The sequence below is a fragment of the Microbacterium gawkjiense genome, from assembly GCF_031932225.1.
In the GTDB taxonomy this organism is placed as follows: Bacteria; Actinomycetota; Actinomycetes; order Actinomycetales; family Microbacteriaceae; genus Microbacterium; species Microbacterium gawkjiense.
The window spans coordinates 625,035-640,042 of the sequence record NZ_JAUZVV010000001.1 but is presented as its reverse complement, the minus strand read 5'-3'; the positions used below and the strand labels follow the sequence as shown (position 1 = coordinate 640,042).

At 70.6% G+C, this 15,008-nt stretch carries 9 protein-coding genes; 6 read left to right on the top strand and 3 right to left on the bottom strand.

Annotated features, from left to right (window positions below; genetic code table 11):
• The first annotated feature begins 41 nt into the window (after window positions 1-41).
• From Q9S71_RS03125 to Q9S71_RS03115, 3 genes are read left to right on the top strand one after another with little or no spacing between them, the layout of a single operon-like run.
• Window positions 42-1,025: an ABC transporter permease gene (locus Q9S71_RS03125; RefSeq protein WP_311860451.1), complete on the top strand. Its 984-nt coding sequence runs from the start codon at window positions 42-44 to the stop codon at window positions 1,023-1,025.
• A 17-nt stretch (window positions 1,026-1,042) separates the two neighbouring features.
• Window positions 1,043-1,975 carry a carbohydrate ABC transporter permease gene (locus Q9S71_RS03120; RefSeq protein ID WP_311860450.1) on the top strand — a complete coding sequence of 311 codons (933 nt, stop codon included), beginning with the start codon at window positions 1,043-1,045 and terminating at the stop codon, window positions 1,973-1,975.
• A 37-nt stretch (window positions 1,976-2,012) separates the two neighbouring features.
• The gene (locus Q9S71_RS03115) at window positions 2,013-3,764 is read left to right on the top strand and encodes a type 2 periplasmic-binding domain-containing protein (protein WP_311860448.1); all 1,752 of its coding nucleotides are present in this window, start codon (window positions 2,013-2,015) and stop codon (window positions 3,762-3,764) included.
• 406 nt (window positions 3,765-4,170) lie between these two features.
• Here the strand turns inward: Q9S71_RS03115 and Q9S71_RS03110 are convergent, their stop codons facing one another.
• Both Q9S71_RS03110 and Q9S71_RS03105 read right to left on the bottom strand, forming a co-directional pair.
• The gene (locus tag Q9S71_RS03110; protein WP_311860447.1) at window positions 4,171-4,785 is read right to left on the bottom strand and encodes a YesL family protein; all 615 of its coding nucleotides are present in this window, start codon (window positions 4,783-4,785) and stop codon (window positions 4,171-4,173) included.
• Window positions 4,786-4,788: 3 nt separating this feature from the next.
• Window positions 4,789-5,766, bottom strand: coding sequence for a LacI family DNA-binding transcriptional regulator (locus Q9S71_RS03105; protein ID WP_064003712.1), 978 nt, complete (start codon window positions 5,764-5,766; stop codon window positions 4,789-4,791).
• A 177-nt stretch (window positions 5,767-5,943) separates the two neighbouring features.
• Here Q9S71_RS03105 and Q9S71_RS03100 point away from each other — a divergent pair, with 177 nt between their 5' ends.
• Genes Q9S71_RS03100 through Q9S71_RS03090 form a run of 3 tightly spaced genes read left to right on the top strand, consistent with a single transcriptional unit; the run spans window position 5,944 to window position 12,721 of the window.
• Window positions 5,944-7,953: a beta-galactosidase gene (locus Q9S71_RS03100; protein WP_311860446.1), complete on the top strand. Its 2,010-nt coding sequence runs from the start codon at window positions 5,944-5,946 to the stop codon at window positions 7,951-7,953.
• A complete protein-coding gene (yicI, locus tag Q9S71_RS03095; RefSeq protein ID WP_311860445.1) occupies window positions 7,950-10,226 on the top strand; it encodes an alpha-xylosidase in 2,277 nt (758 codons plus the stop codon). The genes Q9S71_RS03100 and yicI overlap by 4 nt, the downstream gene beginning before the upstream one ends.
• Window positions 10,223-12,721, top strand: a complete 2,499-nt coding sequence (locus Q9S71_RS03090) for a glycoside hydrolase family 3 C-terminal domain-containing protein (RefSeq protein ID WP_311860444.1) — start codon at window positions 10,223-10,225, stop codon at window positions 12,719-12,721. The genes yicI and Q9S71_RS03090 overlap by 4 nt, the downstream gene beginning before the upstream one ends.
• On the opposite strand, the gene Q9S71_RS03085 is transcribed toward Q9S71_RS03090, so the two are convergent.
• Window positions 12,711-15,008 (bottom strand): beta-xylosidase/alpha-l-arabinosidase, encoded by a 2,298-nt coding sequence (locus Q9S71_RS03085; protein ID WP_311860443.1) that lies wholly within the window; start codon window positions 15,006-15,008, stop codon window positions 12,711-12,713. The genes Q9S71_RS03090 and Q9S71_RS03085 overlap by 11 nt on opposite strands.

Here is a 15,008-nt window from a genome sequence, read left to right as displayed (position 1 = left end):
ATGACCCGGCACATGTCCGAGCGTGCGATTCGGCACGACCGATGACGCAACAGGCGATCGTCACCGAGGCTGCGGCCGCGACGATCGAGGAGAAGGCACCGCACCGGCCCGAGCAGCGGCTCTCGAAGAACCGGCGATCGTTCCGGATGTTCCTGTGCATCGTCCCGTTCCTCGTCCTCGTCTTCCTGTTCTCCTACTTTCCCCTCTACGGGTGGATCTACTCGCTGTACGACTACCGACCGGCCCTCGGGCTCGCGGGCAGCGACTTCGTCGGCCTGCAGTGGTTCCAGCTGCTCGTGGGATCCCCGACCCAGGTCGCCCAGGTCGGGCAGGTCGTCATCAACACGCTGGCGATCAGCTTCCTCGGGATCGCGACGTCGATCCTGCCGCTGGCCTTCGCGATCTTCCTCAACGAGATCAAGGCGCCGTGGTTCCGCAACTCGGTGCAGACGCTGACGACGCTCCCCAACTTCATCTCGTGGGTGCTCGTCTACATGATCGCCTTCTCGCTCTTCTCGAGCTCGGGCCTCGTGAACGGCATCCTGTCGGATGCGGGCCTGATCACGACGCCGGTGAAGTTCCTCGACACCGACCAGAACGTGTGGATCACGATGACGCTCTGGTCGATCTGGAAGGGGCTCGGCTGGGGCGCGATCATCTACCTCGCCGCGATCGCCGGCATCGACCAGTCGCTCTACGAGTCGGCCGAGATCGACGGCGCGGGACGCTTCCAGAAGATGTGGTACATCACCGTCCCGCAGCTCATGCCGACCTACCTCGTGCTCCTGCTGCTGTCGATCGCGAACCTGCTCAACAACGGGATGGAGCAGTACTTCGTGTTCCAGAACGCCTTCAACAAGGACTACATCCAGGTGCTCGACCTGTACGTCTACAACATCGGCATGACGGGCAACAACCTGTCGATGGCGACGGCGATCGGCATGTTGAAGAGCCTCATCTCCGTCATCCTCCTGTTCACCGTCAACGGGATCGCCAAGCGCGTGCGCGGCGAATCCATCGTCTGAGTCAGGAGCGCACCGTCATGGTCACCACGACTCCCACCCGCCGCGAGATCCGACGGGGCACCGACATGTCGGGCCGCTTCGTCTTCGCGATCGTCAACTACGGCGTCTTCCTCGCGCTCGCCTTCGTCTGCGCTTACCCGTTCTACTACCTGATCATCAACTCGATCAGCTCGAACGACCTCGCCGCTCTCGGACAGATCCGGTGGCTTCCCAGCGGCATCCACTTCTCCAACTACGAGCAGGTGTTCCAGCTCGGCGGGCTCACGCAGGCCGCGATCGTCTCGGTCGGTCGAACCGTCATCGGCACCGTCGCGGCGGTACTCGCCTCGGCGTTCCTCGGCTTCATGTTCACGCAGACCCGCATGTGGGGTCGCAAGTTCTGGTACCGCTTCGTCATCATCACGATGTACTTCAGCGCCGGCCTCATCCCGGTGTTCATCATCGTCCGCAACCTCGGACTGACGAACAACTTCTGGGTCTACGTCCTGCCGTTCGTCGTGCAGCCGTTCTTCATCATCCTCGTGAAGACCTACGTCGAGGCGATGCCGAGCGAGCTGCAGGAGGCGGCCGAGATGGACGGGGCGAACATCCTGCAGATCTTCTTCCGGATCTACCTGCCCAACATGACGCCGATCCTCGCGACCGTGGCGATCTTCTCGGCGGTGGCGCAGTGGAACAGCTTCCAGGACACCCTCATCTACATCACCGACCAGAGTCTCTACACCCTGCAGTACCTGCTCTACATGTTCATCAACCAGGCGAACAGCCTGGCCCTGGCCATGCAGAACGGCGGCAACCTCACCTCGATCGTCGACGCGGCCACGAGCCAGACCCCGACGTCGATCCGGATGACGATCTCGGTGATCGTCATCCTGCCGATCATCTTCGTCTACCCGCTGTTCCAGCGCTTCTTCGTCAAGGGCATCATGCTCGGCGCGGTCAAGGGCTGAATCGACCGATCCCGGTCACACCACCGAGAGGAAAGCAATGAAGCTATCACGCAAGGCCATCGGCGCCGTCGCCGCTCTGGCGACGGTCGGGCTGCTGAGCGCCTGCACCGGCCCCGCCGCGAATCAAGAGCGCGAGGCCATCTCCGAGTTCCCCGACAAATGGGACAAGCCGATCACGATCGACGTGTTCGACGGCCTCGCCAACTACATGGGCATGCAGGAGGGCTGGTTCGGCAAGCTCGTCGAGGACAAGTTCAACATGAAGCTCAACATCATCGCCCCGAACGTCGCGGGCGGCGGTGACACGCTCTTCAACACGCGTGTGACGGCGGGTGACCTCGGCGACCTGATCATCACCGACAAGGGCCAGCGCCTCGAGGAGCTCGCCGAGGGCGGTCTGCTGCTGGACTCCGAGAGCTTCTACCCGGCGATGAAGAACGTCGGCCGCTTCGACGCCGCCGTCGACCGCATCAACGAGGACCTGGGCGCCACGTACGCCTTCCCCTCGCAGGTGTCCTCGCTCAAGCCGACCGAGCCCTCCGAGGGGCTCGACCCGACCTTCGGTCCCTATCTGCGCTGGGACCTCTACAAAGAGGTCGGCTACCCCGAGATCGGCACGCTCGAGGACCTCCTGCCGGTGCTCAAGAAGATGCAGGATGCCGAGCCCACCGCCCCGAACGGACAGAAGACCTACGCGGTCTCGCTGTTCAAGGACTGGGACGGCAACATGCTGAACAACGCCAAGCAGCCCACCACCTACTACGGCTTCGACGAGGTCGGCTTCGCCCTCGCGAAGGGCGACGGCTCGGAGTACCAGGGCATCCTCGACGACGACGGCCAGTACGTCCGTGCGCTGCGCTTCTTCTACGAGGCGAACCAGCTCGGCATCCTCGACCCCGACTCGACGACCCAGAACTACGACACCCTGTGGACGAAGTATCAGAACGGGCAGGTCCTGTACTCGTTCTGGCCGTGGCTCGGTCAAGCGGCCTACAACACGGACGCCAACGTCAACGAGGGTCGCGGCTTCATGATGGCGCCGATGGACGACATGAACATCTTCTCGTACGGCGCTGAGGCGTACGGCGGCAAGCAGGTGTTCGCGATCGGCTCCAAGGCCGAGGACCCCGAGCGCATCGCCGCGTTCATCGACTGGCTGTTCTCGCCCGAGGGTGCGCTGGCCAACAACAGCCAGACGCAGGGCGCCGCGGGACCTCAGGGCCTCACGTGGGAGATCAACGCCGACGGCGAGCCCGAGCTCAACGAGCTGGGTCACAAGGTGTTCTTCGAAGGTGACGCCGAGGTCCCGGCCGAGTGGGGCGGCGGCAGCTACATCGACGGCGCCTCGCAGCTGAACATCAGCGCGGTCCTGCCGATCGACACCGACCCGAACACCGGCTTCCCGTACAGCTACAAGCTGTGGCCGACGTATCAGGCCGAGACGAGCAACCCGGTGACCGACGACTGGTCGGCCAAGATGGGCGCGACGACGACGATGGACTACCTGCGCGAGAACGACCAGCTGCTGGTCGGGCCGGGCGCGAGCTACACCCCGGAGGCCGACTCGTCCGAGATCGAGACGCTGCGCAACCAGGCCAAGGCGGCGATCGTGCAGACCTCGTGGCAGATGGTGTTCGCCGAGAACGACGCGCAGTTCGACTCGCTGTTCGCCTCGCTGCAGGAGACCGCGACGGGCCTCGGCTACGACAAGGTCCTCGAGGTCGACATGAGCAGGGCTGAAGAGCAGGATGCCGCGCGCAAGGCGGTCGCTGCGGAGTTCGGCGGCTGAGCTCAGCCACCGCAGTGACGAAGGGCCCCGTCGGATGATCCGGCGGGGCCCTTCCCTGTTCTGCGTCCATCGCGGCTACCGTGTTCCTACCCACGCTGCCGCTCACGGTTGCGATCGGCGCGGGCCTCGTCCATTACTGCTTCTTCGACTCGGGACCATGACGACGACTGAGCGTTGGGGAGGGTTCGCCCTGGGGGTCGTCCTCGCCCTGATCGGCGTGCTTCTCGGGTTCTCGACATCTTGGGGTGGAGGTGCGATTGCTCTGGCTGTCGGCGGAGCGATCGTCGCGGCCGTTCATTCAGTCCTCTTGGTGATCGCCTCTCGCCAGAGATGACCGTGCGTCGTCGCCGTCCATCGTCGCTGCAGACGGGGAAGACGGGCGGGGCGCGGGCGCGTGGGGGACGCGTCAGGTGGCGGTGCCGGAGCGGCGCCTGTGGATGCTGCGGAACAGGAACGCGCAGCCGTAGGCGCCGACGGAGAAACCGATCGTCGCGACGAGGAAGATCGTCGGCGGGAAGACGATCACGAGGCACAGCACGGTGACCGGGATGACGAGCAGCACGAGGGTGCGCAGGGGCTCCGCCGCGGGCAGCAGGAGCGCGTTCTTGAGCGTCTGACGGAACGGCGCCCGGTACGAGGCGACGAGCGCCATCGCGTGCAGGAACGCAGCGATCGCGTAGGCCGCAGCCGCGAAGCCCAGCACCGCGAGACCCGTGAACAGCGGCTCGGGCGAGGACAGCCAGAACACGCCGCTGAAGGCCAGCGCGACGGCGGCCGACAGCAGGATGAGGCTGAGCCCGGTCGCTGCGAGGAAGTTCCGGCCGAAGGCGGGGAGGAAGTCGCGCACCGGCCTTCCGCTCTCCTCGTCCGAGTAGCGCCGAGTCACCTCGAACAGCGCGCTCGTGGCGGCGCCGATCGTCACGATCGGGACGCAGCACACGAGGAACAGGATGTTGAGGGCGACGAACTCGAGGAAGCTCGTCAGGCCCTGGACCGCGCGGTTCTCCGGATCGATCCGCATCCGTCAGCCCGTCGGATCGGCGAAACGCGGGGCGATCAGTTCGGCCCCCGGTCCGCGCGTGCCGCCGATGGCGTCGAGCAACGCCCGGGCGCCCCGCGCGCCGAGGGTCTCGGCCGGCAGGTCGATGACGTCCGAGACGCCCGGCACGTGCAGGGCGAGTTCGGCGGGGCTCAGCGCGAGGATCTCGACGGGGCCTGTGTCCGCCGCTCCCATGAGGCGGGCGGCGATGAAGGGGAGCGCGGCCTCGTTGTGGACGAACAGCGCCGTCGTGTCGGGGGACTCCGCGAGCACGGCGTCGACGACCTCGGTCGCGCCCGGGCCCGAGGGGCACGGCAGGGCGCGCGCGGTGAGGCCGGCCGCCTCGCTCGCGGCGAGGAACCCGCGCATGAGGCGGTCGGAGTACGACGTGTGCCGGGCCTGCACCTGCGGCGGGGCGCCGAGCAGGGCGACGGACTGATGGCCGCGCTCGGCGAGCCGCTGGGCGGCCAGTCGGCCGGCGGCCTCGAAGTCGAAGTCGACGCAGACGAGGTCGTCGGCGGCATCCGGCAGTCCGATGAGCACGGCCGGGATGCTGAGCTCGGCCAGCGCACCGACGCGCGGGTCGCTCGTCTCGACGTCGAGGATGAGGACGCCGTCGACCATGCCCGCCCGTGCGGCGCGTTCCACCCCCGCGGCGTCGTCGCTGGTCAGCAGGAGGATGTCGTGGTGATGCGCGCGTGCCTCTTTGAGGGCGCCGGCGACGATCTGCATGACGACGTGCACGTCGACGCCTGCGCGGATCGGCGCCTGCAGACCGAGGACGCTCGTGGAACGCGAGGCGAGCGATCGGGCGCTGGCCTGCGGGCTGTAGGAGAGGTCGGCCATCGCCCGCTCGACGCGCTCGCGCGTCTCCTGCGAGATCGTCCGTTTGCCGCTCATCACGTAGGACACCGTCGAGATCGAGACCCCCGCGGCCTGCGCCACGTCCGCGATCGTGGTCATGGACACTCCTTCTCCGCGGGGTCTGCTCCGACACCCGGGTGGATCGAGCGTATCTGCTCGTCATGAGCCGGGAACGCCGCCCGCCGGACCGATGGACACGGTCCTGATCGCTAGTATAGGTTGGAATCGTTGAAGCGCTTCGACACCGTCGTCCATATCGCTGAAAGGCCCTCGGTCATGACCCCTGCTGCCGCCGCGGCCTTCGCCGAACTGACGGCCGAGCGCGGCATCCTCTTCGGTGGCGACTACAACCCCGAGCAGTGGCCGCACGAGGTCTGGCGCGAGGACGTCGAGCTCATGCAGCAGGCGGGGGTGAACCTCGTCACGGTGGGCGTGTTCAGCTGGGCCGAGATCGAGCCGACCCCCGGCGCCCGGCAGTTCGGCTGGCTCGACGAGGTGCTCGACCTGCTGCACGCCGGCGGCATCGCCGTGGACCTCGCGACCCCCACGGCCTCGCCGCCGCCGTGGCTGGGCGTGCGGCATCCCGAAACCCTTCCGGTCGACCGCGACGGCGTGCGACTCGTGGCCGGGTCCCGCAACCAGTTCGCGCCGTCCTCGCGGGTGTACCGCGACGCTGCGCGGGCGATCACGGCCGACCTCGCCGCGCGGTACGCACAGCATCCCGCCGTCCGGATGTGGCACGTCGGAAACGAGTACGGCCAGATCGACCACGGCGACGAGGCCGCCCGGGCGTTCCGCGCGTGGCTGCTGCGCCGGTACGGGTCGATCGAGGGGATCAACGAGGCGTGGGGCACAGCCTTCTGGGCGCAGCGTTACGCCGACGTGTCCGAGATCCTGCCGCCCCGGCGCGCGCCGTACCTCATCAACCCGACGCAGTCGCTGGACTTCCGCCGGTTCACCTCCGACGAGCTGCGCGACTGCTACCGCGAGCTGCGTGACACGATCCGAGAGGCCGGCGCGACGCAGCCCATCACCACCAACTTCATGGGGCCCTTCGCGCACGTCGACTACTGGTCGTGGGCCGACGACGTCGACGTCGTGAGCGACGACCAGTACCCCGACCCCGCCGATCCCGACAGTCCCGCCGACATCGCCTTCGCCCAGGACCTCATGCGCGGTCTCGGCGGCGGCCGGCCGTGGCTGCTCATGGAGCAGGCGATCAGCGCCGTGCAGTGGCGGCCTCACAACCTCCCGAAGACGCCCGCGCGGGCGAGGCTGGATTCGCTGCAGGCCGTCGCGCGCGGTGCCGACGGCGTCTGCTTCTTCCAGTGGCGCCAGTCGACCGCCGGCGCCGAGCGGTTCCACTCGGCGATGCTGCCCCACGCGGGCGCCGACACCGAGGTGTTCGCGGGCGTCCGCCGCCAGGGGAGCGACCTGCAGCGGTTGCGGCCCGTCGTCAGCGGGCGCGTCCCGGCGCGCACGGCCCTCCTGTTCGACTGGTCCTCGTGGTGGGCGTCCGACGAACCCGCTCGCCCGACGACCCGGTTCGACGGCATCGACCAGGTGCGTCGCTGGTACCGCGCGCTGTGGCGGCGCGACGTGCCCGTCGACGTGGTGCGCTTCGACGCGGACCTCACCGGCTACGACGTCGTCGTCCTGCCGCACGGCTACGTCCTCCGCCCCGGCGACGCCGCGCGCCTCGCGGAGGCCGCGGCCGCCGGTGCGCAGGTCGTGATCGGACCGTTCAGCGGCGTCGCCGACGAGCGCGGCCACATACTGACGGGCCGCTCGCCGGCGCTCCTGCGCGACCTCATCGGCGCGAGCGGCGAGGAGTGGGTCGCGCTCCCCGACGCGGGGGTCGCCCTCGCCTCGGAGAACGGGCGGCACCCGGCATCCGTCGCCTCGGTCCTCGCCGAGAAGCTCCGCTCGGACGGGGCCGAGACGGTCGTGGCCTTCGCCGAGGGAGACCTCGCCGGGCGGCCGGTCGTGACGCGCCACGGCGGCGCGTGGTACGTCGGCGCGGTCGTCGACGACGCGCTGCTCGACGGGATCGTCGGCGACGTCCTCGCGGCGGCCGGGGTCGCCGGTGCGCTCGCCGAGCCCGTGCCCGGAGTCGAGGCGGTGCGCCGCGGCGACGCGCTGTTCCTGCTGAACCGCTCCATGGAGGATGCGACGATCCCGCTCCCGGGCGCGTGGATCGACCTGTTGACGGATGACGAGATGGACGAGCACGTGACGGTCCCGAGGGGGGACGCGCGGGTCGTGACGGAAAGGCGAAGGACATGAAGTTCACCGACGGCTACTGGCTCATGCGGCCCGGAGTGACCGGGCTGTACGCGAGCACGGTGGACGATGTCCGTGCCGACGCCGAGGCGGGGAGTCTCACGGTCTACGCGCCCACCGCGCAGATCCGCCACCGCGGCGACACGCTCAACCGCCCGCTGATCACGACGACGTTCACGGCGCCGGCGGCCGGGGTGATCCGGGTGCGGGTGCAGCGGCACGCGGGCGCCGCGCACCGCGGACCCGACTTCGCGGTGACGGCGCAGGAAGGGTACCTGCCGACGGTCTCCGTCGACGACGCCGAGGCGGTGCTGGATGCCGGTGACCTCCGCGTCCGCGTCTCGCGCGAGGGGGCGTGGCGGATGGCGTTCGAGCAGGGCGACCGCGTCCTCACGACATCACTGCCCCGGTCGATCGGACACATGAGCGGACCCGACGGCACCTTCGTCCACCAGCAGCTGTCGATCGAACCGGGCGAGCGGGTCTACGGCTTCGGCGAGCGGTTCGGTGCGTTCACGAAGAACGGGCAGTCCATCGACACGTGGAACGCCGACGGCGGCACCTCGAGCGAGCAGGCCTACAAGTCGGTGCCGTTCTACCTGACGAGCCGCGGCTACGGCGTCTTCGTCGACAGCCCCGACGCCGTCTCGTTCGAGGTCGGATCCGAGATCAACTCGCGCGTGCAGTTCTCCGTCCCCGGCGAGACGCTCGACTACTACGTGATCGCCGGCCCCGAGCCGAAGGACGTGCTCCGCCGGTACACGGCGCTCACCGGTCGGCCCGCGCGTGTACCCGCCTGGTCTTTCGGCCTGTGGCTGACCACGTCGTTCACGGCGGCGTACGACGAGGCGAGCGTCACGGAGTTCGTCGACGGGATGCGGGAGCGCGAGCTGCCGCTGTCGGTCTTCCACTTCGACTGCTTCTGGATGCGCGAGTTCCAGTGGACCGACTTCACGTGGGACCCGCGCATGTTCCCCGACCCCGACGGTCAGCTCGCGCGGCTGCGGGAGCGGGGTCTGAAGGTGTCGCTGTGGATCAACCCGTACATCGCGCAGCGCTCCGCACTGTTCGCCGAGGCGGCCGAGAAGGGCTACCTGCTCAAGACCACGGACGGCGGCGTCTGGCAGTGGGACATGTGGCAGGCCGGCATGGCGATTGTCGACTTCACCAACCCCGAGGCATCCGAGTGGTTCGGCGAACACCTGCGCCGACTCGTCCGGCAGGGCGCGGACAGCTTCAAGACCGACTTCGGCGAGCGGATCCCCACCGAGGGCGTCGTGTGGCACGACGGCTCCGACCCGCAGCGCATGCACAACTACTATCCGCAGCTCTACAACGCGCTGGTGTTCCGCGTGCTCGAAGAGGAGCGCGGCGTCGGCGAAGCGGTGCTCTACGCGCGCTCGGCGACGGCCGGCGGGCAGCAGTTCCCGGTGCACTGGGGCGGCGACAACGACTCGACCCTCCTGTCGATGGCCGAGACGCTGCGCGGCGGCCTGTCGCTCGCGATGAGCGGGTTCGGCTACTGGAGTCACGACATCGGCGGGTTCGAGGGCACGCCGGATGCCGGTGTCTTCAAGCGCTGGCTGGCGTTCGGTCTGCTCTCGTCGCACTCGCGATTGCACGGATCGGGGACGGTCCGCGTGCCGTGGGCGTTCGACGAGGAGGCGGTCGAGGTCACGCGCCTGTTCACGCGCCTGAAACTGCGCCTGATGCCGTACCTCGCGCGGGTCGCGGAGGAGGCGCACACCGACGGCATCCCGATGATGCGTCCGCTCGTGCTGGAATTCCCCGACGACCGCACGACGCACGACGCCGACGTGCAGTACCTGCTCGGTGACGCCCTGATGGTGGCGCCGGTGTTCGGTGAGGACGGCGACGTCGAGTACTACCTCCCCGACGGGCGATGGACCTCGCTCTTGACCGGCGATGTCGCGGAGGGGCGGCGCTGGCACGCCGAGCGCCACGGGTACGACTCCGTCCCGCTGCGGGTGCGGCCCGGCACGGTGCTGCCGTGGGGCGCCCGCGAGGACCGACCCGACTACGACTGGGCCGACGGGGTCACCCTGCGCTGCTTCGAGCTGCCCGACGGGTACGACGCCGAGACGATCGTCCCCGGCTTCGACGGCACGCCCGCGACCGTGTTCCGCGTGCGCCGCGAGGGCGGTCGCATCACGGCCGAGTCGAGCGATGCGCGTGCGCCGTGGAGCCTGCAGGTTGGCGACCGCACGGCGTCGGCGACCGGTGCCGGCAGCGTCAGCGTGGAGGCGGCGGGGTGAGCGCCGAGGCCTTCCGCCGCGTCGACCTGCCCCTCGCCGAGCGGGCGCGCGACCTGCTCGACCGGCTGACCCCGGAGGAGCGCCTCGCGATGCTGCACCAGGCGATGCCGGCGGTCGACCGTCTCGGCATCCGTCCCTTCCACACCGGCTGCGAGGCTCTGCACGGGCTGGCCTGGGTGGGGGTCGCGACGGTGTTCCCGCAGCCGGTAGGCCTCGCCGCGACCTGGGACCCCGACCTGATCGATCGGATCGGCGACCTCGTCGCGACCGAGGTCCGCGCGAAGCGCGCGTCGGGCGCCGACGTCGACCTGAACGTCTGGGCCCCCGTCGTCAACACGCTCCGCCACCCGGCGTGGGGGCGCAACGAGGAGGGGTACTCCGAGGACCCGCACCTCACCGGTCAGCTGGGTGCGGCGTACAGCCGCGGGCTGCGCGGCGACCACCCGCGCGTGTGGAAGACGGTGCCCTCGCTCAAGCACTTCCTCGCCTACAGCAACGAGACCGACCGGTCGGCGACGTCGTCGGAGATGTCGCTGCGCACCCTCCACGAAGAAGAGCTGCCCGCGTTCCGCCCGGCGATCGAGCAGAAGGTCGCGGGCAGCATGATGCTCGCGTACAACCGGGTGAACGGGGTGCCGGCGCACACGCAGCCTGAGCTCGTCGCCGAGGCGCGCCGCTGGAGCGACGAGTCGATCACGGTCGTGTCGGATGCCGGTGCCCCCACCTTCCTCGTGACCGTCCAGCGCGCGCAGCCCGACAAGGTGCACGGCGCCGCGGCGCTCGTGACGAGCGGGATGGACTCGTTCACCGACGACGGCCCCGACGCCGGCCCCACCCTCGAGGCCGTCCGCGGGGCGCTCGCGGCGGGGCTGCTGACCGAGGCGGATGTGGATGCCGCGGTGCTGCGTCTGCTCGAGATGCGGGTGCGGACCGGCGAGTTCGACGGCGACGACGATCCGTACGCCGGGATCGCCCCGGACGAGATCGACACCGCGGAGGCCCGCGAGCTCGCCCGGGTCGCCGCGGCGCGCCAGGTCGTGCTGCTGCGCAACGACGCCGGCATCCTTCCGCTCACGCCGCCCTCATCGGTCGCGGTCGTCGGACCGCTGGCCGATCTCGTGCTCACCGACTGGTACTCGGGCACGCCACCCTACGAGGTCGGGATCGCCCAGGGGGTGCGCGACCGGTACCCCGATGAGCACGTCGAGGTGGTCACGGGAGCCGACACCGTCGCCCTGCGCGCCCCCTCCGGCTACGTCGCCGCGACGGCCGACGGCGCGTTCGTCGACGCCGTCACCGCGACCCGCACCGACACGACGCTGTTCGACGTGACCGACTGGGGCGACGGCGTGCTCACGCTGCGGTCGCACGCGACCGGCCGGCTGCTCACCGGCGCCGGCTGGCCGATGCGCGCCGACGCGACGCGCGTCGGCGGCTGGGTCGTGCAGGAGAGCTTCCGCCGTCACGTCCACGAGGACGGCACGTGGTCGCTCCTGCACCTCGGCTCGGGCCGGTGGGTCCGGGTCGTGCGCGACATCGGGCAGCTCGCCGCCGAGGCGGTCACCCTCGACGAGGCCGCGCGCTTCGAGGTCGAGACGGTCGTCTCGGGCCGCGACGAGGTGGCCCGCGCCGCCGCGGCGGCGGACGTCGTGATCGTCGCCGTCGGCAACGATCCGCACCTGTCGGGGCGCGAGACCGTCGACCGGCCGCACCTGTCGCTGCCGGCCGCCGCCACGGATCTCTGGCGCACCGCGCGCGACGCGAACCCGCGCAGCATCCTCACGGTCGTCTCGAGCTTCCCCTACGTCCTCGCGGACGCCGCAGACGCCGAGACGGTCGTGTGGTCGAGCCACGCCGGCCAGGAGCTCGGACACGGCCTGCTCGACGTGCTGAGCGGCGACCGCGAACCGACCGGCCGCCTCGCCCAGTCGTGGCCCGCCCACCCCGCGCAGGCCGGCGATCTGTTCGACTACGACACGCAGCGACAGCAGGCGACCTACCGGCACCAGCCCGACCCGTACGCGTTCGCCTTCGGTCACGGGCTCGGCTACGGTGATGTCGCCTACACGGCGGTGACGGTGGATGCCGCCCAGGTCGCCGCTCCGGCGCCCGGCCACCGGCATCCCGCCCTCGACCCACGGGTCGACGAGAGCGTCGTCGTCGCGACCGTGACGGTCGCGAACACGTCGGCACGGGCCGTCGAGGAGCTCGTGCAGGTCTACGCGGTCGCGCCCGAGCTGCCCATCGCCGCTCCCCGCCGCCTGCTACTCGGGTACGCCCGCGTGCGGGTGCAGCCCGGCACCACCCGCACGGTGCAGGTCCCCTTCGCCGTCGAGCGCCTCGCGGTCTGGGACGACACGATCCGGGTCGACGGCGCGCCCGAGGGCTGGCTGTACGAGGGCGCGCTGTGGGTGCAGCCGGGCGCGTACCGCATCGCCGCCGGCGGCTCGGCCGACCGGCTCCCGGTCGAGGCGGCCCTCGTCGTCACCGACTGACGACGGCACCCTCGAGGACGGATGCCGTCGCCAGCCGCGCGTCGTCCGGTCCGATGACGTACGCCTCACCCGTGAACTCGACCGAGGCCGTCGCTTCGCGGTCGGCGCTGGAGGGCCCGACCCACAGGTCGACGCGTCCCGGCTCGACCGCGCGCACCGCGTCGCGGCCGGCGTAGGCGAGGCGGGCGGGCGGCACGCGGAACTCCACGATCGCCGTCTCGCCCGGCCCCAGCGGCACACGCTGGTAGGCGAGCAGCTGCGCCGACGGCCGTGTCGTCGTGCCCACGACGTCGTGACCGTACAGCTGCACGACGTCGGTCGCCGGGGCCTCGCCGGTGTTGCGCACCGTGACCGTCGCGGTGAGCCCGTCGCCGGTGGTGGCCTGCGTCGCGACCCGCAGGTCCTCGTACGCGAACGTCGAGTAGGTCAGTCCGAACCCGAACGGCCGCACCGGCGTGGGGTCGGCGCTCGTGATGTCGCTGCGTCCGCCGAGGCGCGGGTGCAGGTAGGTGAACGGCTGCGCACCGGCCGAGCGGGGGAGCGAAACGGGCAGGCGGCCCGACGGGGTGACCCGACCCGAGACGATCCCCGCGAGGGCGTCGGCGCCCTCTTCGCCCGGGAAGAAGGACTGCACGACCGCCGCGGGCGCGGCGGCGCCGTCGAGCGCCCACCCGATCGCGTAGGGCCGCCCCGAGAGGACGAGCACGACGACGGGGGTGCCCGACGCGACGACCTCCTCCACCAGGCGCCGCTGGACACCCGGCAGCTCGAGGTCGTCGACGTCGTTGCCCTCGCCCACGGTGCCGCGGCCGAACAGGCCGGCGCGGTCGCCGACCACGACGATCGCCAGGTCGGACCGGGATGCCGCGGCCACGGCATCCGCGATCCCCGCCGCGTCCTCGCCCTCGACGTCGCACCCGCGCACCGACTCGATCCGCGCCGCCGGGTACTCGGCGCGCAGCGCGTCGAGGACGGTCGGGATCTCGATGCCCGCGGGTGTGCCGGGGTGGTGGGCGAGCACGTGGTTCACGAACGAGTAGCAGCCCATGAGCGCCTCGGACGAGTCGGCGTTCGGACCGAGGACGGCGATGCGCCCCGGCGCTGCCGCGGGCAGCGTGCCGTCGTTCGAGAGCAGGACGGCGGACTCGGCGGCGAGGCGCCGCGCGAGCTCGCGGTGGCGCGGCCCGTCGAGGTCGACGCTCGCGGGAGGCTCGGCGAAGTCCGCGTCGAGCAGCCCCAGGCGCTCCTTCTGCGCGAGGACCCTCAGGACGGCATCGTCGAGGACGCCCTCGTCGAGCGCCCCCGAGCGGATGCGGTCGCGCAGGGGACCGGCGAACGCGTCGAGCGTCGGCAACTCGACGTCGATCCCGGCGCGCAGGGCGAGCTCCGCCGCTTCGCCCAGGTCGGCGGCGACACCGTGCGTGGAGTGGAGGAACGCGACCGAGAAGTAGTCCGCGACGACCGGCCCCTCGAACCCGAGGCGTCCGCGGAGGACCTCGCTCAGGTAGTACGGGCTCGCGCCGACCGGAGCGCCGTCGATCTCGGCGTAGCTGTTCATGACCGATCGCGCGCCGCCGTCGCGGAGGGCCATCTCGAACGGCGGCAGGAAGACGTCGGCGAGCTCGCGGGGTCCCGCGTGGACCGGCGCATGGTTGCGGCCGGACTGCGAGCCCGAGTATCCGACGAAGTGCTTCAGCGTGGCATCCACCCCCGTCGACTGCAGACCGCGGACGTAGGCCGTCCCGATCGTCCCGACGAGGTACGGGTCCTCGCCGATGCACTCGTCGACGCGCCCCCAGCGGGGATCGCGGATGACGTCGAGAACGGGAGCGAGCCCCTGATGGATGCCGAGCTCGCGCATCGACTCGCCGATCGCGACGGCCATCTCGGCCACGAGGTCGGGGTCGAACGAGGCGCCCCACGCGAGCGGCGTCGGGTAGGTCGCCGCCTGCCACGCCGCGAGGCCCGTCAGGCACTCCTCGTGGACGATCGCGGGGATACCGAGGCGCGTCTCGGTCTGCAGGCGGCGCTGCTCGCCCCACAGCCACGCCGCCCGCTCGACCGGGTCGACCGGGCGTGTGCCGTAGACCCGGGTGAGGTGGCCGAGGCCGTGGGTCGTGGCATCCGCGTACTTCGTCGTCGTGACCATCTCGTCGGCCAGCGGGGCGACGACCTCGCCGCCCTGGTCGACCCAGTAGCCGACGAGCTGCGCCGTCTTCTCCTCGAGCGTCATCTGCGCGAGCAGGTCGCGTACGCGCGCCGAAGCGCGCACCGTCGTGTCCGTCAT